Consider the following 21150-nt stretch of genomic DNA (forward strand, 5'->3'; position numbering starts at 1 on the left):
GCGCTATCGAATTGAACCGTTTCCCGTTGCCATCCCTATGGTGCAACTCTTAGAGCGTATCTGCCGGGCTGCCCCGCTTCAGTAGAAGGCGCAGAAATGTTTGGCAACGCTCGAAATCGACTGCCTTCGGCTAGGAACTGACAATCCGTATTGCGTTCCGAAAAAGCATCTGCAGAACGATTGCTAGGTTTCGGCTTTAACTTTGTGTCCGTAATTTTCTGAGAAAAAACAACCTGAATGGAAGTGCTTAACAAGTCGGCCGAAGCTATAAAAGAAGCTCTACGCGCGGCAGCATCTCGGTCGAGCAACAAGGAAGCCAGAAGCCGCTATCCATCTCTTCAACTAGAGCAAGCCATGAGGGCCTCGTACTTCACGGAGATAGCGAAAGTCATCCGAGACTTCGGGCTATCCAACGCTTTTGAGAAGACAGCATTGAGCCTAGAGCCTCCTCACCCGGTACCACCATCGAGAATCAACTCAGAACTATCCAAGCTACCTGGCCTACGTGGACAAGGGCTTGACGCCACCAAAACGAAGCTCTCACTTCTCTCGCTTCGGATGTTGTCGGCCTACTCGCCCCACTCGGATGCCGCTGCCGCCGCGTGGCACAACCCTGCTCCGCTCTACGCACTTGACCCTCTATATGGTTTTGGCTTTTTCATCCGCCAGGATGGAACGTTTGGCAACCACTGCTTCGCAATCGACTTTTGGCAGTCTAGGCTCAATTCAATGCCCCTCGACCTGCAAACCCACCAATGGACAAAAAGGGCCGACAACATGCTCTCTGGCGGCGTACTTTCGGCGAGACATGTATTCAACGGGCTCCTGCCTCCTGCTCGCAGCGACTGGGAGAGAAGCATTGCCCCCGAGATTCTTGTTCGCTCGCAATCGCACCTTGAAGAGATTGTTTCCGAACTCACACAGGCGTCGAAGAAGGTGCCCAACCTCGAACTATGGTTTCGCGGTCAATCAAGAGACTATCAAACTCCAAATCGTGACGGCCTCCTAAAGCTCGGCTTGACACCCTATTCCAACGTTCCCGAATCAGACTTCACACCGTCGCTGTATCGTCGGTACGACGAGCATCTTGAAACAATCACCAGTTATGACGAATTGCTTCTTGAGTTGTCCGAATGGGTTGACGCCGCACAGGCCCTTTTGCCAGAAACCAACCACTTGCACAGCAACTTCTCTGAACGAAATCGCCACGCACTCCCCGACGTTGGGCTGACGACGTTTCAACGCGGATTGATGCTTCAGCAGTACGGGGCGCCGTCCGCATACCTGGACATAACTAGCGCCCATCTGACAGCCGCTTGGTTCGCAACTAACAAGTGCGCACAAATGAAAGGCGGTGAGTGGATTTTCTCGAATCACAAGTGGACCGGAGAGAACCCTGCTGAATGGCCGACCATCTTCGTATTTCCATTGGTCGAGGGAGCTCACCCATTTCTGCGGCTTAGCTCAATACTGCCGCCCGACCTTGCATTGCGTCCTCAACGGCAGTCCTGCGGGCTCCTGGGCGGTGCGGGAAATTTGGCGCGCAACTATTGCGCCCGCTATTTGGGGTTAAAGCTACGACTGTCGCCCGAATTTGCCCTCAAAGACCCCGACCAAAAAAGATTTTTGGTTCCGTCAGCATCGGAAGACCCTGTCCTTGCTGCTTTGCAGAATGCAGGATTCTCAAGTGAAGGTCGCCGGTATCCTGCGACCTACGTTGCAAACTAAGGCGAAGAAACGTCCAAAGAAGGAGTCAAAACGACAAAACTTCGTTTCGCGCTTTCCGACCAGCTAGTGACGATAAGTCGCTCGGAGCACGCATCTTGGCAGCGACGAAGTTTCTCGGTTGATTTTTCGGAGCCAGTCTCGACCTCACGGGAAATCTCACTTCTTCGACGTTCGCATAAGACGTTTGTTGTCAGGCAGCCTAGCTCCAAGCTAGACGATTTCTGTCCGATGTCTGAGCATTGACTAATGCAGACTTAGGGGGCTCCACATAGGACCATTGAAAATTCCGGAGCGCAGCCTACAGATAGCCAACTGTGCTGACGGAAGTCGCTACCGGCCCTTTGAAAGTAAAGGCTAGTTCGAAGATAACCTCCTGCCCTTTTGATGATGAGCTCCAATCGCTCGCGGGCATACTCTGCATCCGAAAATAAGTATCAAACCTCAACTCCGGACACCTTATAAATCCAAAGGATGAATCTTTATTGGTTACTATTCCTCTAAATTTTTTTCTGGCGCCATTAGCCTCACAAACATGAGCACGAGGTTTATCTGAGACATCCATATGAATTCTGCGAAATTCAGAAAACTCTGACATCCCACGAGCCTTATCTCCATATAGAATATTCATTTTAGCGAAATAAAATCTCGCTTCGTAATTGCTATCGCCATCGGAAAAACTCCGCCGTAGGTGGGTAAGCGCTGTCGTCGCATTTTGAATTTCATTTTGCCTGATAAGCAACTTTGCCAAAGCCAAATTTGCGCCTTTATCATTTGCAGAATGAAGAAGTGCGGTGTGTAAAACTTGAATTGCATCCGGAATGTTCCCGCTCGATGCAAGGGCCTCGGCTAGTACAGTTTCAATATTTGAGCTCCCTGGATTGGCCTTACTAAATTTCTGTAGTACTTGAATTGCCTGAGGTTGATTTCCAATTTTATTTAAAAAATCAGACCGTAATAAAGTCATGGGTTGGCTTGTGGGGTCACGTTGCAAGCCCGTCAATATAGCTTTAGAAAGTTCCGAGATTTTTCGGACTATTGCTTGGTCTTTTGAGTCACCTTCGACAGACCCTAATGGTAACGATTTTTCGGCAAAAGAATCTTTAAGCTCGTCTAAAAGTAGCTGTCCATGCAAATGGTCTGCATGAGAATTTTGACCAATTCGTACTTGGTTTTTTAAAATGGCTAATGCGTCTCCTCGATATCTCTCTCGCTCTGTGCTTGAATTCGATAGATTTGCACGTTTCCGCAGCAACACAGCTTTTGTGTGTTGCAAGCTATTGTCACTGTGACCACTTTCCCTGTTGGCACGCTCAGCCATTCTCAAATAATTTCCTGCGGCATCGAAATTACCTTCTGCGTGTCTAATTTCAAGAATCGCGCGCTGGTGAGCAAGATACCCCAGTGGCCCAGCAGCTTCTTCAGCCGCATCTAATACAGAAACAGCAAAAATTTTGCTTTGAAACAGCTCAGCTAGCTTTCGCCCCCGCACAAGCTCAAAAAATGCCTTGTTATCGCTACTGTAATTCAAGTCTAGCTTTGATATCATTCGAGTAAGCTGTGAAGCTCTTACTGCTGGGTCAGTTATTACTTGAGAGAATACCATTTTCGCAATTTCACTATGTCTACTTTGATAAACATAATCGCGATATCTTGTTTCAAAATTTGACCGAACGACTCTCGCCAAAGATTTCGTCAGAAATTCATTTAGGTTGGCGATTGGGATTCCACTAATTCGGGAGACAAGACCTGCCCGAACGCCCACACCACATTGATGAAGAGTGCAAATATCCAAATAGATTTGTTGAGCTTCTCTGGGTAAGATTTGCTCAAACTCGCTAGTTAAAATATTTTCAAACGAATTTCCAAAAGTAATCTCATGAAGGGCAACCAATAACTGTTGCTCAAAGAATTTTTCAACGAAGACTTTTCTTTCCTCTGAAGAATAGCTTTCCATTGGGCCTAGAATTTTTACTTCCGATAATTTTTCAATCAGTTGCTCTGCTTCTTTTTTATCTAGGTCGTGGAGTTCAAAAGTTTTATTAATGTGCGCTTTGAATCCATCTCCGTAAATGTGCAATTCGTTGGTTCTAGCACTTGCAATTAAGGTTATTTTAGAATTATCCTGTTTTAGAAAATTTAATGTATCACCGAGTATAGCTTCATGCGAAAGAATATCGTCAATGAAAACGTATAAACGTGATTCAACAAGACTCTGTAGTTCGACTAACAAATCAGGTCTTAGAATGGAGCCCTCCCGGAGGTAAACTGCCAACGGTGCATCCAGCAGTAATGTGGTCTCCAACGCTAGGCGTCTCGAAAGTACTGATTTTCCACACCCAGCATAGCCAGCCAATATAAAAAGTTTCGGCAAAGTGCTTGACAATGTGTCGATAACAGCATTTTCTATAATTTCTTTTTCAAGCCCTCGGCGTATATCCAAATTTTCATAAATTGGTCCAAATGTATTATCAAGACCATTATAAAAATACTTTGGATTTACTGCGGAATTTGCCTCAATATTTGGCAAAACATGTTGAAGTTCTTCTTCTAAATATTGCCTCAGTGCGTCAGATGGCTTTCTATGCGATGGAATCCACTTGGAGAGTGAGCTTTCACCAGTTGAAAAAGCGGCGGCAATTTTTCTATTGTCCCTCGAAATCTCCAAATCTATAGACTTTAAGAAACCTTCAAATGAAGCCGCGTACGGTGTAATTCTGCGCTCTTGCCAATAACGCTCTTCAATACTGCTAAAAGTTGGGCTAACATAAAGGTATCTATCTCGATGCTGGCTGCCATCGCCTATGTCGAACAATATTTCTTTTATATTTTCATCTGAAAGACTATATCCACAAAAAATTATGGGGCTATTCTGAGCCCACTCAATAAAAGTCTTTACGAGATGTTCACGACCACGCCTGAATTTTGCATATTCGTTAGAGTCTAATACAATAGGTACGGCTGTATCGTTATGATTCTTAATGCATCCATGTAATTTTAAATACGGCAAAGCATTTTGCCCTTTCAATGCCTGTTCTAATTCGTCGCCGTCTTTTGTGACGGGATTTAGCTCCTGGAGTCTATCTTCGGCTCGGGCATAAGCATTTTCAATTACTAAATCATAGTTTGTTGTAACAATCGCTTTCCAGCGAAAACGAGGAACAATGAGATGAAAGTCTGAAGCTTTCAAGCCGACGAATGTTTCGCGAATTAGTGCCTGAACTCTAGGTAAAGAAGCCTCACTTCGAGAGTAATCGGCCACAACCATAAGTGAGCGGTCTTTGTGCTTTCCACCGAGAAAATTATCGGATAAAACATCTTTGACCTTATCTGCCGTAATTCGAGTTTTAACTCCATTCACTAGAGCATCGTACGATGCAGCTGCTCCTAAAAAAAGAATTGCATTACCTGCCTCAATCGCCGACTTAATAGGCGCGCTTAATTCATTGTTCATAACTATTCCAATAGTATTTTTTTAGTAGAGGAGAATTTTCAGGAGTAAAGAACTTAGAAATATCTAGCGGTTTTCATATAGTCAAACGTCGATTCGACAACGCTTTACGATTGCAGAAGCTATTGGAAATGACAAGTATGGTGTCATGCCCTAACCTAATGGAACGCAGGAATGGGCGAACAACGCAACACGCTCAATGAGGGTTTCTTTTTGTAAACTGTGGAAGTACATGATGATTTCGCGTATTGCGGCCATTAGAGCCCAAGCCATATAATGCTCGCCAGCGCGAAATCCATGAGTATTGTTTTTCCGTTTGTAGAGGGCTATGTGACCCGAATTTTTCTGTAGATTTGAGACCCATACTTGGCGAGTCATGCTCACGATATGGGCCACTGGCAGGCAGGCAGCTCGAATATCCATTATTGGCAGATTTCCGTTGGCTACCTGTTATCCATATCGAAAGCGACTATTGGCTAGTTCAATTCGTTATTAGCTGAGCTAGCAGCTGCCCGCCATGCCACCAATAGACGCTCCCGACTAGCAGTTCTTGCACGTTGCAAACCAAGCGATTTACACATAGCAGTGATACCAGCCTCTACATCAGTGGCAACCGGTATGTGCCCCCTAGCCAATGCGACAAGCTCCTGCATGGCAATCTCCTCAACAACCCTGGTAGTTCCACTCTGAGGCTTCCGGAAAGTAATCATCGTTGCATCAGCGCCGGTACTGTGCCAAAAGAACGAGCCTACGTCCTCTGTCGTTTGAGTGTGCTGGCGGGAGGCTAGTTGTACAACGCGCTCATGGATACGGGCCCCTGTGCGAAGCCAACCATGCATTCGCGCGATACGCCGAGCCAGTGCTGCATCGAGGACAGGGCTTTCGAGGCGAACGACTTCGTCAATCATGCTTAAAAGCACTCCGTCGTAATGCGGTTCAAAGAAAGCATTGGCATCCGGCAGAGCGTCCGGAATCGCAGAACTCTCAGGCGTGGCCGTCGGTATCTCTTCCATAACAAACTGTTTGGCATACATCGATGGTTCAAGAATCTCGGGCTCGTCCGTAACCGCTGGTGGTAGAACTTCAATCGGGACACTTAAATCAGGGGCCGGCGTAATTTTCGCAAGTACCTGCGCCGCGTCTGCTGCACTCTCCGCTTCAGTTTGCGCCAGTTCTGCACGGACAGCCCTTCTGTCAGCTTGCAAGGCCCGGAGCTGAGTGTCGACTTTCTCAGCAGTTCCAGCCGCGTCTATCCACCAGTCCGTTGACCATATGCGGACAATATTCCAGCCGAGCCCTCGGAGGACCTGTTCGCGCAACTTGTCGCGGTCGCGTGCGGTCGCCGAGCTGTGATAGGTCGCTCCATCACATTCGATACCGGCAAGATAATTGCCAGGGAAGTCTTCGTCGACAACACCCAGGTCTATTCGGAAGGATGAAACACCGACCTGAGGCTGGAGTCTCCAGCCCTTTCGTGCCAGCACGGCCGAAACCTGTTCCTCAAACGGACTTTCGAAGTCTCCGACGCTCCCGGCAATTGCTTCACCTAAGGCACGAGCGCCACGCTGGGCAAACTCCATGAAGTGCTTCAAGTCACGTACCCCTTCAGCTTGCGTCCGGGACAGGTCGAGGTGTTCTGGCAGCAAGCTGGAGAACACACACAGCTCTTGGCGGGCGCGCGTTATGGCCACATTCAGACGCCGTTCACCGCCCTGTTTATTCATGGGGCCGAAGTTCATCGACACCACGCCGCTGACATTTGGGCCATACGTAAGCGAAAAATACATCACATCCCGCTCGTCACCCTGCACACTTTCCAGGTTCTTAACGAACACTGGTTCGAGAAGCGATTCAGCAAAGTGAGACTCTAGCAAGGGGTCTTTACGCCGTTCTTCGTCTAACAAATCTTCAATCAACCGCTGCTGCTCAGAGTTGAACGTGACGACGCCGGCTGTTTTACCGGAAGCCCGGAATGCCGGTGCCCTTAGCTGCGCAACCAGGTGTGCCACCAGCGCCATCGCCTCGGGCTTGTTCGTCCGTGCGCCACCCTTTTCGTAAACACCCTTTTTGACATGGTGGAAGCTAACAGCCGTGTCTTCCGTCACCGGGGACGGGAATGTGACCAGGCCACCACCGTAGTAACGGTGGTTCGAGAATGCGATGAGGCTTTCATGCCGGCTGCGGTAGTGCCAAGAAAGGTCGATAGTAGGAAGGTTCGCCCCCATACATTCGTCCAAGATACTTTCAAGGTCTGCTTCAATATCCGCGTCGTCAGCATCACTTTCGGCACGGTCGAAGAAACTTGTCGGAGGTAACTGCTTAGGGTCGCCCACCATGACAACCTGTTTCGCACGGGCGATGGCTCCAATTGCGTCCCAAACAGGAATCTGTGACGCCTCGTCAAAAACCACAACATCAAAATTATTGGTATCGCTGGGCAGATACTGCGCAATCGACAGTGGACTCATCAACAGGCACGGTGCGAGCTTCGTAATGGCTGATGGTGAGTTAACCATCAGCGTCCGAAGCGGTAGATGGTTTCTCTTCTTGTGCATCTCGTGCCTCAACACACCCCATTCCCCGTTCCTGCTCACATCATTCTGGGACGGCAAATCCGCACAAAGCTTGGCCCGGACCCATTTCTGAGTCAACTCGGTGAAGTGGTTGTCCAGCTCCTGGAAATCGCGGATGCGTTTTTCATGCTCGGCGGATACGAACATGCGCAGAACCTCATCGCTGTCAACAGTGGAGTTGAGCCACCAGCGGCAGTATTCGGTATTGAAAACCGCTTTAACGGTACCTAGGGCAATACCGCCCTGTTCGAGAGCAGCAACCAGTGGAGCCAGTCCTTGAGATACAGCTTGGACCCGAATCTTCTGCCAGGCACACCATGCATGAATTTTCCCCGCATGTTGAAGCAGGTCCTGGGCCTTTTCTGCGACGCTGAATACCGTGCCTTCGACCAGGGTCCCAGCCTCGGTATGACCGCTCGCCTGACCATACTGCTCCAAAGTGCTATCAAAAGACTGTAGCCCGGCTAGAAAGCGCTGGCCCGCAGCAACGATGGGCCCTGCCGCATCTAAAAGCATATTCCCGTCGCCAAGCAGACGGTCAATGGGTCCTTTAATGGAAACCAAGGCTTCTGCATCTGCGGCCATCGAGCCGATGGCCGCTGCCAGCATGGATTGGAATTTAATCGCAGCCTCTGCTTCTACCAAATCGGTCTTTGTTCCATTCCACAGTCCATTGGTTTTCCCAGACAGAGGGGAAAGCTGCTGAATCTCACCGACCAGACGACGCATTTCCCGCATGGACTGAAGACCTGCTACGGCGTGTGCACCGCAACGTCCCTCTGAAACCGGCTCAAAACCATCATCCCGCCACGTCTGCTCCTCCCTACATGCGGCCAAGGCACCTTGGTAAGCGACTGCGGCTGATGCGGCATCTAAATCCGTATCGTAAGTGCGCCAAACGCCATCCGACTCATGCGTCAACGAGCTTAGCTTGCTGAGTTCCAGGTCGATGACTCGGAGTTCACGCATCCTGGCAAGGTTAGCTTTGAAGTTTTCTCCGCATTTACCGTCTGCCACTAGCTGAAGTCCGACATCCTCCCATTCACTGTTGGCAAGCAAACCGGCCAGCGCGGTTTGGTAAGCAATAGCAGCCCGCACTGCATCCACATCTGACTCAAGGCCGCTCCAGACCGGTTCAGCGGTGACATGCAGGCTAGCTTTAGCCTGGATATCCACATTAAGGCCCTTGAGCCGGATGAGTCGTCGGATGTCCTCTGCGGCATCGATGTTGGTTCCCTCGACGACCGCCAGTCGGAGTTGCTGAACCAACCCTCGGCGCTTGAACCAACCTGCAGGCCAAATTGCTTTCACGGCTAGCTGCCAATCACGTTGCAGTTTCAATACATCGAACGGGAGGGGGCCGTCGGTGTACTTCACCGAGAGACCAGCCTTGCATTCCCGGTACTTCTCCACAAGCTCGATTGCCTGGGCAAGCTCTCCACAGAGCGAAGGATGCCAAGCTGCATCAAGTTGGGCGCGTAGCTCACGGGCGCGTCTCACCAAATCGAGGCCCGCGGTCAGCGCCTGCGAAGTCTTGTGCGCCCACACAGTAGGAAGTGCACTATGCGCTGCCCTGTATGCACTTACTAAACCAATCCCACGCTGGATTCCATCCATGGTCCCTCTTACGTCGGGTGCCAGCGCAAATCGCCAATCGCGCCCATGGGCCTGGGGCAGTGTTCGGCAAAGTACGGCAATCCCGCCACGCACCCGTTTGTCTAAAGCCAACGCCGGGAGCCCAGTAGTGCCCAAGTAGGACTCCGCCGCCCGTCCAACCTCATCAGAAGCAGGAATCACCTGCCTGGCGGCTTGCAGGAGGCCTGCCTGCCACGTTGGCGACCAATCGGTATGGACGATATCGCCCATCGGGTGCGCGACAAGGCTGCCCCCTACGGCGTGGGCATTCAAGTCCAGTCGTTCTGCGGTCTCCCTAAGCGAGGACAGCTTTTGTAAGTCGTGTGACCTTGCTGACGGCCAAGACAATCCAAGCTGTGGAACCTCGGAACCGGAGACAACCCGTCCGATAGCGTCATAGGCACTTAAACCATTTGGATACCGATGATGTAGGCGTTCAACGTAGCGATTCAGACCATTGCGGAGGGTCCCGAGTCGTTCGGCTTGGGCCCTCCACTCTTCAGGGTCCATCCCACCTGTTGCTTCCCATGAGCGCTTCAGTTGCGCCAAGACTTCTGCCTTGCTCGCCTTGCTGGAATGAAGCTCAAGGCAAAAGTCACCTAAACCAACATCTTTGAGACGTCGGTAAACCACGTCCAGTGCGGCCATCTTTTCAGAGACAAAAAGTATCCTTTTGCCTTCCGCAAGGCATTGCGCGATAAGGTTGGAAATCGTTTGGCTCTTCCCGGTGCCGGGCGGCCCAATCAAAACGAAATCTTTACCCCGACTGGCGGCAACTACCGCCGCCAATTGCGACGAGTCCGCAGGCAGGGGGCAAAACATTTCCTGCGGAGGCAGTTCGGTGTCCAGCGATTTGGGATTGGCAAAGGACACCGTGCTGATATACGGCTCCCGAGGTGTTTCTATCAGGTGCCTGACGACCGGGTTAAGCTTCAGTTGGTCGGTACGCTCGGTCAGGTCTTTCCACATTAAGTACTTGGCAAATGAGAACGTTGAGAGCACCACGTCTTCGACCACGTCCCAACCCTTCACATCTTTGATGGCGTTGGAGACCTGGGACCAAATACCTTTAACGTCTAGCCCTTTTTCGTCCTTTGGCATGTCGCCGTCAATGATGCCCAATTCAAGGTTGAAATCTTGGCGCAGCATTTCGATGAGCGTCGGATTGAACCTGGGCTCGTCATCATGCAATTTGAGGCTGAAACCGGAACGTACGCTCCGGCGGTCCAAGGTTACCGGCACCAGGATAAGCGGAGCCCGGTAGCGCTTCGTGTCGGAGGCATCACGGGTCCACGACAAGAAACCAACAGCCAAGAAAAGCGAGTTCGAACCGGTTTCCTGGAGGGTGGAACGTGCAGTGCGATAGAGCTCAACCAGACGCGTCTCCATATCCTCCTGGGGAAGACTCACAAAGACTTCCTTGCGACTCAGTGCATCACGTGCATGTTCCCGTCGTACATCCTCCCGCACACGCTCCTCATAAATGGCGAGGCTGCGTTGGTCATTTCCGTCCATCAAATCAGGCCGTGCAAGCAGCTTGATGGCGGTACCATCGGCAAGCATGTCCTCCAGCGCGGAAGGGTCCGGTGCATCGAGCTTTATGGCCTTTTTGACACCCTTAAAGCTCAGCAGGTTGTTCCGCAGGGACAGGTCCAGCAACTTGCGCTGCCAACGGCTAAGCCGGTCTTCTGGGCGCTCATCAGGTCGTTCGTCACTTCCCTCGTCAGGAGCGTCTGGTAGGTCTGGCGCATCCTCGAAGACAGGTTCGGCGATAGCCGTCTCGCCAGCACCGCCTCCTGCGTTAGGTACAACCGCATCGGCACTGGCCAAGGGTTTTATGCGTTGCAAGCGGGCACGTCGGATATCTACCGCCAGCTCAAACGATTGCTCTTGCTCTTCGGCTATCTGGAAATTGGCGCGTTCGGACGCGTGGCTGAATGCGGGTAGTGGGCGACTCGTCGCCAAAGTCGTCTCGAAAAGGACCAACTCCTTGAGCTTGACCCGTTTCCGAATCGCAGTGACATCGTCCACAACCGATGTACTAAATTCTTCTTTTTTGAGCCAAACGCCGGCAAACACGTGTCCTTGCGTGAAGACCATGATGGGGTTGAGTCCAGTTTGCTCCAGCGCGGCACAGAACAGCAGCGTCATATCCAGGCATGTGGCTAACCCGGACTCCGCAATCTGTCCAGGACTGCGTACCTTCTGTCCCTTTAGTTCGAAACTCGCTGGTGGAAGCGCATAGTCAATCCCCATGGCGCCGACGGCGCTCCAGATAGCGGATGTCAATTCCCAAGCCCGCTTCGCTCCACCTTGGTATCCATTCAGAGACGCATCCTTTCCGGCCTTCCGCAGGATGTCCGCTGCCTGCTTCAGCAAACGGTCGATATAGGGTTCGTTCGGTTGAACGAATGCCGCGACCATATCGGGCATGGACGATAGTCCGCCCCATTGATTGCGGGGTAACAGCTCAACCGATACATCGTTCTTAGCCAGCTCGGTTTCAGGCGCTGAACGGGAACGAAGCGACAAGCTGACGACGGCCTTTTCAGCCTCGGTGAGCCGCGTCAAGTGTGTGCCGTCGAGGACCACGTCAAGGCTGGACAGCCGAACTGTCTGTCCCGCCCCAACAGCGTCGATGTGCCAAGTCTTTGGCCGCAAGAACGCAGGTTCCGACGAGATAACCAGGTCCAGCTCTTTGAGGTCAGTGTTGAGGTTGTTGACGACCGCAAGCTCTCTTAAAACTGGGACGGCGTTTTGATAGTCGGCCAAATTCAGCCTTGCGGCAAACGTGGCTTCAATATCGATAGTGGCGGGAGGAGCTACAGGCTGCGCATCTACCGGTAGCTGAATGATTTCGTCCATCTGGGTCCTTGGCGAACGAATGACCACCAAGGTGCTTCGCCCTGCAAAAAATGCGCGTCCTCCCCCCTTGGTCGGAGCATCGGATGAGTGTGTCACAAAATATTGCTGCACGCATCGCACATAGTGTGGAGATGCCTTGCCTGGGCGCCTGCCATACTAGGAACGCTTACGCAGTAAATGCCGTAAACACCAAGAATCGGCCCTATATGGCTTGGAGCGGCCTAGAGAGGGGTAAGTCTGACTATATGGAGCGAGCGCCATAGCTGTCCCAAACTGTTGGCCATCCAACTTTAGTTTAGGGTCCGGATTTACCGGATTTCTTCCATGCCGACGCTATTTGTCTTGGATATAGGTGCGGTACGCACCTTGCCAATCCATGTAAATCGCTCGTCGGGCATCCTCAAGTTGCAGCTTTGCTGTGCAGACCAACTGCTGGAGGCGCCGTTCAAGTCGGTCTTTAACTTTTGCCCCATCTTTCCCCTCCCACGGCTGAAGCATTAGGTTCTGAAGATTCCGAGGATGCCCGCCCAATGCAAGCGGAATGCGATGGTCTAGCTCAAACTCGCTCGCCGCAGAAATGGGAAGTTCCTTCTCCCGTAATAACTTGAATTTCACGCCATTTGTGTATGTAGTTGATGGCCGAACCGAAGCGGTGTAGCCTGCAACGCAAATAGTTTGTTGAATCGTACTTTGTTGTACGTCAGGATTTAAGGCTTCCACCGGCACTACTTGCTGATGCGCCGCAGTTAAAGGACTTGGTAGCTCATGGAGGGCTGGCGGACTACTGCATGCAGTGACGAAGCTCAGGAGGCTGATAGATAGGAAAAAGTGCAGCTTCATTTAGATATCATGGCACAGTAAGCAGTGAACCCACATCGCACTGCATAACCAAATGCAAGCCAGTTGCCCAAAGTAGCCGTCACAATGACTAGCCAAGTTAGCTCGAATGCCACATTTCTGGTCTTCAGTCGTTAGCACTGATGCAGTTTGAAAGAATTTTATTACACTCTAGAGCGTGTGCTTCTATTACTAAACCGAACGCTTCATCAACAAAAATTTGACCTAAATTGAAGTAAGCGCGGGGATGATGAAATTTCCATGAACCCTATTTTTATGTACAACACCTTAACTTCAGAGACCTATATGGCAAAAAATCTGCTCAGCATTCATCGTCAAATTGAAAAACTTCAGAAAGAGGCTGCGGTCATAAAAGCGAAGGAAGTCGGAGGTGTCATTGAACGTATTCGAACAGCAATTGAGTTCTACGGCCTGACACCTGCGGACCTTTTCGAAACCAAGGTAGGTGCAATCTCTCCGAGCAAGCGCAAGGGCAGTGCGGCGGGTCCCTTGAACAAGATGGCAGCAAAGAAAGAAAAAAAAGTGAGTGTTATTAAATACCGAGATGAGACGGGAAAGACTTGGACTGGACATGGCAAGCGCCCAGGCTGGTTCATAGTGGCACTGGAGAGCGGCAAGACAGCCGAAGATTTTCTAGTCAAGTCCTAATCGTCACAGTACTTGAATAGCACAAGGCAATACCGAAAAAACCAATTCAAAGTGCAAATGAGTCATGCTGATGTAGTTATTCTGTCGGGTTAAACTAAAAAACCCTGATTCCACAGTCACTTTGAATTCGGTATTTTGGCCATGTAATATCGGATTAATGCGCTCAACTTGATGGAGAAACTAAATACGCACTAGGCTTCTCGAATATGTCCTCGATTAACTCCGTCGAATCCATTCCATCGCCCTTAGCATAATTCTTGGCTGAAATCGCTTCCCTCTTATTGCCAAGGTCCTCCACTATCCAAGGAATGGTGCTACAAAAAAGCGTACGGACGGCGATTGGGCGCATGACTTCAGGCCTCGATGCGCTAGCCCGTGCCTTTCGCATCCGCTCGGCAAGATATCGCCGCTGCATACTTATTCGCTCGATTCGCGGCATATCCGCTGGACGATACAGCTGCTCCGCAATATTGAGGTCACCCGATAGGCCCTCAACGAACTCGGCTATATTACGAATGAAGTTCGGAGGGCAATGCGGATGTCGCAAAGCTGCCTCAACAACATGTTCAAACAGCTCGCCAAAAGCCCCTAAGTGAATCCTCAAATCAGCAATTTTTGCAAGAAACTCAAATGCAACCGTGGCAGTTGACAAGAATTCCGCATCACTTGAGCCTAGGTACCTCTTAAATCTCTGCATTCCCTGCTGAAGAAATCCTCCACCTTGAAGAACCATCCAAACTAAATCACCAGAATTCACGCAAACAAAGGTTCGATTATTCAAAAAATGCCGGATAGTAGCTCTACTCACTGAAGAAGCTTCAAGTAGCCCTTGCTGGCCACAATGCATAAGCAAAGCCTGCGGCCAAATACCAGGCACATTTGCAAAACTCTCGAGAAGGGCTCTGTACCGTCCGTCCAATGACAGAACTGTAGCACCCTGGCTCTTTGCCAGCATCAACACCTCAACTTCCTCGTCTTCCAACACATCGACAAGTGCAGCATGTTCGACGGGCAAGCCCAGCTCCCCATATGCAGGTTGCACATGACAATAAGTTTCAATGCAGCTTAGGAGCTCTTTGCAAAGAGCTACTCTTTTCTGATGGTACTGAGCACCATGTTCAACAATAGTCAGTTGCCCCATTACCTCCATAGTTGTGGCGACACTTCTGTCACCCTCAGCCGCTCTCAGCCGTTCCTCCAACAACACCTTAGTTACGGGCGAAACAAGAACTCGCGGCAGTGCTATCAGAATCTCAGTGAGTCCGAAATTAACCAACTCAGCAATAGTTAATGAGTCAATGACATAAAAGGCATCAGGCCGATGTAATAACTCAAAGGCACGTGTCCGCTCTTCCTCAGTCCCATTTGCCACAAAAAGCGGCGGTCCTTCTAAAGGCCAGCCTATTGCGACCTCCACCGGCGTTTTACCTTGTAATTTTGCGAACATCCCTAGGGTCAGATGCCCCTTGGCATAATGTTCAAATATTTCCTTCGAAATTGACGAAGTTCGTAAGACCTCCGCCTTCATAAACGCCAAGTCTTTTTCGGCATTTCCAGTGGTCCCGATAGGGACCGCCTTCATGTGCGGTAACCCACCAATTGAATTGGCCCGCTCCATTACAACTTGCAGTAGCCGAAGATATGCCGATTGAATCGAATTAACCACGTACTCTGCTGGGTCACCAAATGCCATGGGGATTTTTACAGAATCCCCCACTTTCGCTCCAATAAGCGCCTTGGCAATTGGTGAGGCCTTGTCACTGTAGCCATCTCGTTTTGGTAAGTTGCCAACGTCCAGCGGGTCAATCACAATTTCAAGTAGCCGACCAAATTCATCGGAAAGTGATATGGAATTACCATCTGAAACACTTACAAGAGATGCCTCCATCATTGGTAAAGAACGAGAGGCACCCATAATCGAAATAAAGTACGCAGATAAAGCCTCTGGTTCATCCAGATTTGTACGGACCATGCGATAAAGCCGATGCATACCGCGCTCGAGCTCCCCGTACCGCAACTCCAGCCTCGCTAGTTGTACCACCAGCTTAATCGGCCCTTCAAGGGTTTTTGGAACCTCTCTAAGGTCAGCTTGAAACTGAGCCGGGCTACTCGAATGAAGACTCACGCTAAGCTTGAAAAGCCAGCTTCCGGCTTGGTTCGGATGCTTAATGACTTGGGCAGACATCAACGGCTTTAAGAACGCCCAATCCCCGGCCTGTTGTCCAAGCTCTATCGCCAGCCGCCGAGTGACGTCATTTTCGTGCCACCCCCCTGGTAGCCGCCCAATTAGTTCCTTCGCCTTCCTTCGATTCCGCGACCATACATAGCAGGATAGCAATCGGTTGTGCAGCTCGGATAGAGTCCCCGCTATAAGTAGACCCTCATACAGGTCGGCAGCCTGACTCCATTGGTCAACGCTGAACAGCAACTCGGCAAGCATAAGCTTGTCGCCAAAATTACTTTCGTCCGTTATGAGGCTCTGCGCCCTCAAAACAACGGCGTGAGCATCTAACGCAAGCCCTGCACGATTAAGGACTCGACCACCAACACAACATGAAATCAATCCACCTGAGAGTTCTAGCTTAGCCTTGAGCACTTCACTAACGGCCAAAGTTCGTTGCTCAGCTCGTTCAAGGGCCTCCCAATGAAAAGCTGCAATCAGCTCTACCGCGTCTGGGTTGGGAGGCACCAGCACTGCGGCCACTTCTGAAAGTCTCTTTAACAGCGTCATATTTCCGCAGTTTGCAGCAACTTGACCAGCAATCGCTACAGCTTCTGGGTCGAGTTCAGCACTGCGCGCCTGGGCCAATGCCTGAACAGTTTCATTATCCCCAAGCTCTGAAAGAGCGATGACTTGAACACGCAAGAGTGCTCTTGACTCAAAGCGATTTGCTTCCGCGTCTTTGACTAATTTAAGCGCATCTGAATATCGCGCCAACATTAAAAGCGCATAACCTAAATGGGATGCAGCCTCATTTGTCGACGCAGATTGCACAGCCCACAGCCGTTCGTGCCTAGGCTCAAATAAATTAATGGCAAAAAGTAATGCCTTCTTTTCCCGCTCTGGCAAAACCCCATTCATGGCACCAGGTGGAAGACGTGAACTGCAATCGACGGCAACCCGAAGCGCAGTAGCTCGAACAAAGAAACCAGCATTTGCATCCGAAGCAGCAAGTTGGCTCAGACGAATTGCTTCATCAAGGTTTCCCGATTTGAGTTCAACTTGCGCAACAAACTGAAGAGCGTCCGGTTCAGTTTTCAAGTGCAGGGGAACATCAGCCATTTGAATTGACGTGCCCTGCATTAACGTCACATTGGAATAAGCATACCAAACTTGGTCGGAGGTGGGAAATCGTTCTACTGCAGCTTTGCCCGCATCGAAAGCCGATGCTAAGTCCCCCTTGAACATTAGTCCGCGAACATTAGCTGCTGCCATCCGCTCATCATTCGGATACAAGGAAAATGCCTTAAGGAAATGGTCTGCAGATTCTCCGACGGCATCATGGCTCAACCACTGGCCAAGCCCTTTTTGTAAATGCCATCTTGCTTTTTGGTGGTTGTCGAAAGGAAGCATGTCGACCCCAACTACAGCCAAGTGGTCTAAAGCATCTCTATAACGTCCAGCCTTCAGCAGGACGTTTGTATGGTCAAGTTGCGTTGTAATTAGTCTGTTTACAGAGTCATCCCGTCCACCGGGAAGTAGGCTCAGGTTTACAACTGCGGCGTGGGTCTCAAGACTGATTTGTTGTATTGAGCTGAGCTTGACATCAGTTCTATGAAAGGACGCACCCGGTGAGTTTGGCGAGTAACTATCTTGCAGAAAGGGGTAACGGTCAATGTGATTGCAAATGTCGCCCCAAAACTCAATCTCAACTGGGAAAAAATCATTCGCTTCGCGTTCATCCGACAGTGCCTGTACTTGTCTAAGAAGTACAGCATCATTCACTGCTGTCGTCGCAAGAATCAGCTTCTTTATTGCAACTCGACCCTCGTCAGCTTTGTCAACCTCATCTGTTACATCCTTCCACTTCACCGGTTTAAGAGTATATTTTTTGCATTGAATACCAACTCGACCCAATGACGGGTCCTTCACGAAAATGTCCACACCATTCTGTGCCTGACCACTTCGTCCATTTGTCTTTGGCATCGGGTCTTTGAAGACCACACCATAGACCTGAACACACATGCGTTCGAAGTCGGCCTCATTCTTCGGAGGTGTAATTTCTAACGGAATGAAATGCAACTAATCTGCTCCCACATTAATTGATACCAGGCGCAATGCAAAGTCAAGGCGCACCAGTGGCGCCCTGCTGAAACCCCTTCCAGACCATCTTTGCCAGCATCTTTTGCATGACCCCCAGGATGCGCTCATCTTTAAGTAGCTGGTCCGCAATGTTGTTATGGGAGTCTTGCGCCTCTATGACGACGTCCATGAAAGCGTCTTTAAAGTCGCCCATCGCGAACTGCTCTTCAGAGTTGTTCTTGGCCTGGTCCGCCAACTTGTCGCTGGTCATGAGGCGCCCTTGCCAAGTCGTAACAGCGCCCAAGAAGTCAGACTCGGTGATGTCCCCAGCAAACAGGTCGTTCATCTTTGAGACGATTTCTCGTAGTTCTTTACGCTCATCCTCAGGAGCCGCACCAGTACCGACCGCACTGATACCGTTCAGTTTGACGACTTCAGCAGCCTCAAGGTCAAGCTTTTGCTCACCAAGCTTCTGCAAACGGTAATGGGTAAGGCGAACATCTGAGTCTAAGGAGAGTTGCTCTTTTCGACCATGCTCCGCGAGCCTAGGTGCCAAATTCTTGCCAAAGACAAACAGCTTCTCCAGTTCTGGGTCAGCGTAAGGAATGATTTGCGACAGGAATTCATACAACCGGATAAAGGATGTCAAATCCTTGCGGAATAACTGCTGCTCCTCTTCGTCCAGGTCGTCGTAACGGTCAAACGCCGGCTTCAACACCCCATGCAAGGCACCTTGCGTTTTAACTTTGGGGTTGAAGAAGGCTTCAGCAAAGGTTTCTACCTCACTCCAGAAATACACACCGGCTCGATTGAGTTTTGTCAGCAGCTCGTGGACAAGGTTAGGGTCTGTGACATCTTCGAGCTGTGCAGTACGGTAGTAAGGCTGAAAGCTTTTGAGGATTTCATCCGGCTTGTTGACGAAGTCCAGGACAAAAGTATCCTCCTTACCCGGGTACATACGGTTCAGGCGGGAGAGCGTCTGGACTGCCAAAACACCCGACAAACGCTTATCAACGTACATGGTGTGCAGCAAAGGCTGGTCAAATCCGACCTGATACTTGTTGGCTACCAGGAGAATGCGGTACTCGTCCTGCTTGAACGCCTCGGAGGGCTCCTGCCCTTTGATGGAGTTCATGTTCACCTCGGTGAAATCGCTTGAGCCCGATTCTTGGTCATCGACAGAGCCAGAGAATGCCACCAAGGTCTTTAAATCGTGGTACTTTTGGTCTCGAATGTACTTATCGATAGCCAGTTTGTAACGTACAGCAGCTTTTCGGCTGTCTGTCACCAACATGGCCTTCGCTTTTCCACCAATCTTGGCTGCAACATGCTCGCGAAAGTGCTCCACAATGACAACAACCTTCTGGCTGATGTTGTGAGCATGTAGCTTCGCGAATTGGGCCAAGGCTTGCTTAGCCTTCTTCTGAGGCACTAGCTTCTCATTTGCCAAGGCCCCCAGGTTGTAAAAGGTTGCATAGCTCGTGTAATGCTTAAGCACATCGAGAATGAACTCCTCTTCAATGGCTTGGCGCATGGAGTAAACATGGAACGGAATGGGTTTTCCATCCTCATCTTTCCGACCAAAAAGCTCCAATGTCTTGTTCTTTGGTGTGGCGGTGAAGGCAAAATAGCTCACGTTATCAGGACGCTTACGACCTTCGACCACCGCGTTAATGACGTCCTCAGCCGTCAAATCGTCGGCATCAACCTCAACCTCGGCCTGTACTGAAACTTCCACGCCATCAATGAATTCAACAGCCGTTGGATGAGGCTTTCCCTTGGTCAAAGCCTTGCGAAGCTTGGTGGCAGCGGAACCAGACTGGCTGGAATGGGCCTCATCAATAATGAGCGCGAAGCTGCGATTACCAATGTTGCCCACTTGGTCCAGGATGAACCCGAATTTCTGCAAGGTTGTGACGATGATGGGCACCCCATCATTGAGCGCCTTGGCTAGCTGGGCGCTGTTCTCACTGATGACCTGGACCACACCAGATTTGTGCTCAAACTGGCTAATGGTTTCCTGGAGCTGCTTGTCCAAGACACGGCGGTCAGTGACCACGACGACGCAGTCGAATACCTTTTTGCCGGCCGCCGTATGAACATTGGATAGCCGATGGGCCGCCCAAGCAATGGAATTCGACTTACCTGAACCAGCTGAGTGTTGAATCAGGTAGCTATGTCCCGGGCCTTCAATCGCCGAGTAGGTCAAAAGCTCTTTGACGGCAACCAGTTGATGGAACCGCGGAAAAATGATGGACTCTTTAGTTACCCGTTTGCCCAAAACTTCAACTTCTTTGACCTCCAGGTGCATAAATTCACCTAAGATTTCAAGCCAGTTATCAGGATTCAGGACAAACTCCCACAGGTAATACGTCGGGTAGCCCTTACCTGCCGGAGCAGGTGGGTTACCTGCACCAGCGCTGAACAAATCCACACCGTCCGGCTTACCAATATTGAAAGGCAGAAAGAATGTTGCATCCCCGGCCAACTTGGTGGTCATAAAAACCAAGTCCGTCGATACCGCAAAGTGAACCAATGCTCGGGTCTTGAACTGAAGCAGCGCCTCAACCTCTTTCGTCTTTGGGTCCTTAGGTTGTCGGTCTTTTTTGTATTGATTGATAGCGTCCCGTACGCTCTGGGTGAGGTCTGTCTTCAACTCAAGAGTGGCGACTGGCAGACCATTTACGAACAACACGATGTCAATGCTGTTTTCGTTATTTAGGCTGTAGTGAAGCTGCCGAATGGCTGTTAACTTGTTCTTGGCATAGAGCTCAACCAACTTCGGATTCTTGCCGTGAGCCGGCTTAAAGGCACACATAAAGAATTTTGCATCAACGTCTTTGAATCCGTGGCGCAGCACATGCAACGTACCATGGGTATCGAGTTGCTTCGCAACGCGCTTAACAAAAATCTGCTCTGACTGTCCGTTATGCCAACGCTTGAACTTGGCCCACTCCATTGGCTGGGTCTCTTGAATGAATGCCAACAAGTCAGCAGCGTAGATGGCGAGCTCTTTGTTATACGAAGGCGCGCTCTTGGGGTGAGTCTTGATTGCCCAGCCGCTGGCTTCAAGCTTGGAGCACAGTTCATCTTCGAAGACGCGCTCTGTATGGACGTTTGTTATTGTTGGCATGGACTCCCTTATTTGCTCT

General features: G+C 50.4%; 7 protein-coding genes. 2 read left to right on the forward strand and 5 right to left on the reverse strand.

Translation table 11 applies throughout. The annotated features are described in order from the left end of the window. Positions 1–237 precede the first annotated feature (237 nt). The gene (locus tag AC4BBN_RS00095) at positions 238–1728 is read left to right on the forward strand and encodes a hypothetical protein (protein WP_490589916.1); all 1491 of its coding nucleotides are present in this window, start codon (positions 238–240) and stop codon (positions 1726–1728) included. A 298-nt stretch (positions 1729–2026) separates the two neighbouring features. On the opposite strand, the gene AC4BBN_RS00100 is transcribed toward AC4BBN_RS00095, so the two are convergent. The 3 genes from AC4BBN_RS00100 to AC4BBN_RS00110 form a co-directional block, all read right to left on the reverse strand. Continuing rightward, the gene (locus AC4BBN_RS00100; RefSeq protein WP_490589917.1) at positions 2027–5179 is read right to left on the reverse strand and encodes an SIR2 family protein; all 3153 of its coding nucleotides are present in this window, start codon (positions 5177–5179) and stop codon (positions 2027–2029) included. 473 nt (positions 5180–5652) lie between these two features. After that, positions 5653–12249: a DUF3320 domain-containing protein gene (locus tag AC4BBN_RS00105; RefSeq protein WP_490589918.1), complete on the reverse strand. Its 6597-nt coding sequence runs from the start codon at positions 12247–12249 to the stop codon at positions 5653–5655. A gap of 333 nt (positions 12250–12582) precedes the next feature. After that, the gene (locus tag AC4BBN_RS00110; protein WP_490589919.1) at positions 12583–13089 is read right to left on the reverse strand and encodes a hypothetical protein; all 507 of its coding nucleotides are present in this window, start codon (positions 13087–13089) and stop codon (positions 12583–12585) included. A 258-nt stretch (positions 13090–13347) separates the two neighbouring features. On the opposite strand from AC4BBN_RS00110, the gene AC4BBN_RS00115 reads away from it, so the two are divergent. Further along, the gene (locus AC4BBN_RS00115) at positions 13348–13755 is read left to right on the forward strand and encodes an H-NS histone family protein (RefSeq protein WP_490589920.1); all 408 of its coding nucleotides are present in this window, start codon (positions 13348–13350) and stop codon (positions 13753–13755) included. A gap of 163 nt (positions 13756–13918) precedes the next feature. Here AC4BBN_RS00115 and AC4BBN_RS00120 read toward each other — a convergent pair whose 3' ends face one another. Beyond that, positions 13919–17998: a PIN domain-containing protein gene (locus AC4BBN_RS00120; protein ID WP_490589921.1), complete on the reverse strand. Its 4080-nt coding sequence runs from the start codon at positions 17996–17998 to the stop codon at positions 13919–13921. A 43-nt stretch (positions 17999–18041) separates the two neighbouring features. Next, positions 18042–21131, reverse strand: coding sequence for a type I restriction endonuclease subunit R (locus AC4BBN_RS00125; RefSeq protein ID WP_490589922.1), 3090 nt, complete (start codon positions 21129–21131; stop codon positions 18042–18044). Between the last annotated feature and the right edge of the window lie 19 nt (positions 21132–21150).

The organism is Rhodoferax sp. SPJ21 (genome assembly GCF_058216335.1).

What these genes read in the sequence shown, in the direction of transcription:
- AC4BBN_RS00095 (WP_490589916.1), top strand. Translation starts at nt 238, where the DNA reads ATGGAAGTGCTTAACAAGTCGGCCGAAGCTATAAAAGAAGCTCTACGC.
- AC4BBN_RS00100 (WP_490589917.1), bottom strand. Translation starts at nt 5,179, where the DNA reads ATGAACAATGAATTAAGCGCGCCTATTAAGTCGGCGATTGAGGCAGGT.
- AC4BBN_RS00105 (WP_490589918.1), bottom strand. Translation starts at nt 12,249, where the DNA reads ATGGACGAAATCATTCAGCTACCGGTAGATGCGCAGCCTGTAGCTCCT.
- AC4BBN_RS00110 (WP_490589919.1), bottom strand. Translation starts at nt 13,089, where the DNA reads ATGAAGCTGCACTTTTTCCTATCTATCAGCCTCCTGAGCTTCGTCACT.
- AC4BBN_RS00115 (WP_490589920.1), top strand. Translation starts at nt 13,348, where the DNA reads ATGAACCCTATTTTTATGTACAACACCTTAACTTCAGAGACCTATATG.
- AC4BBN_RS00125 (WP_490589922.1), bottom strand. Translation starts at nt 21,131, where the DNA reads ATGCCAACAATAACAAACGTCCATACAGAGCGCGTCTTCGAAGATGAA.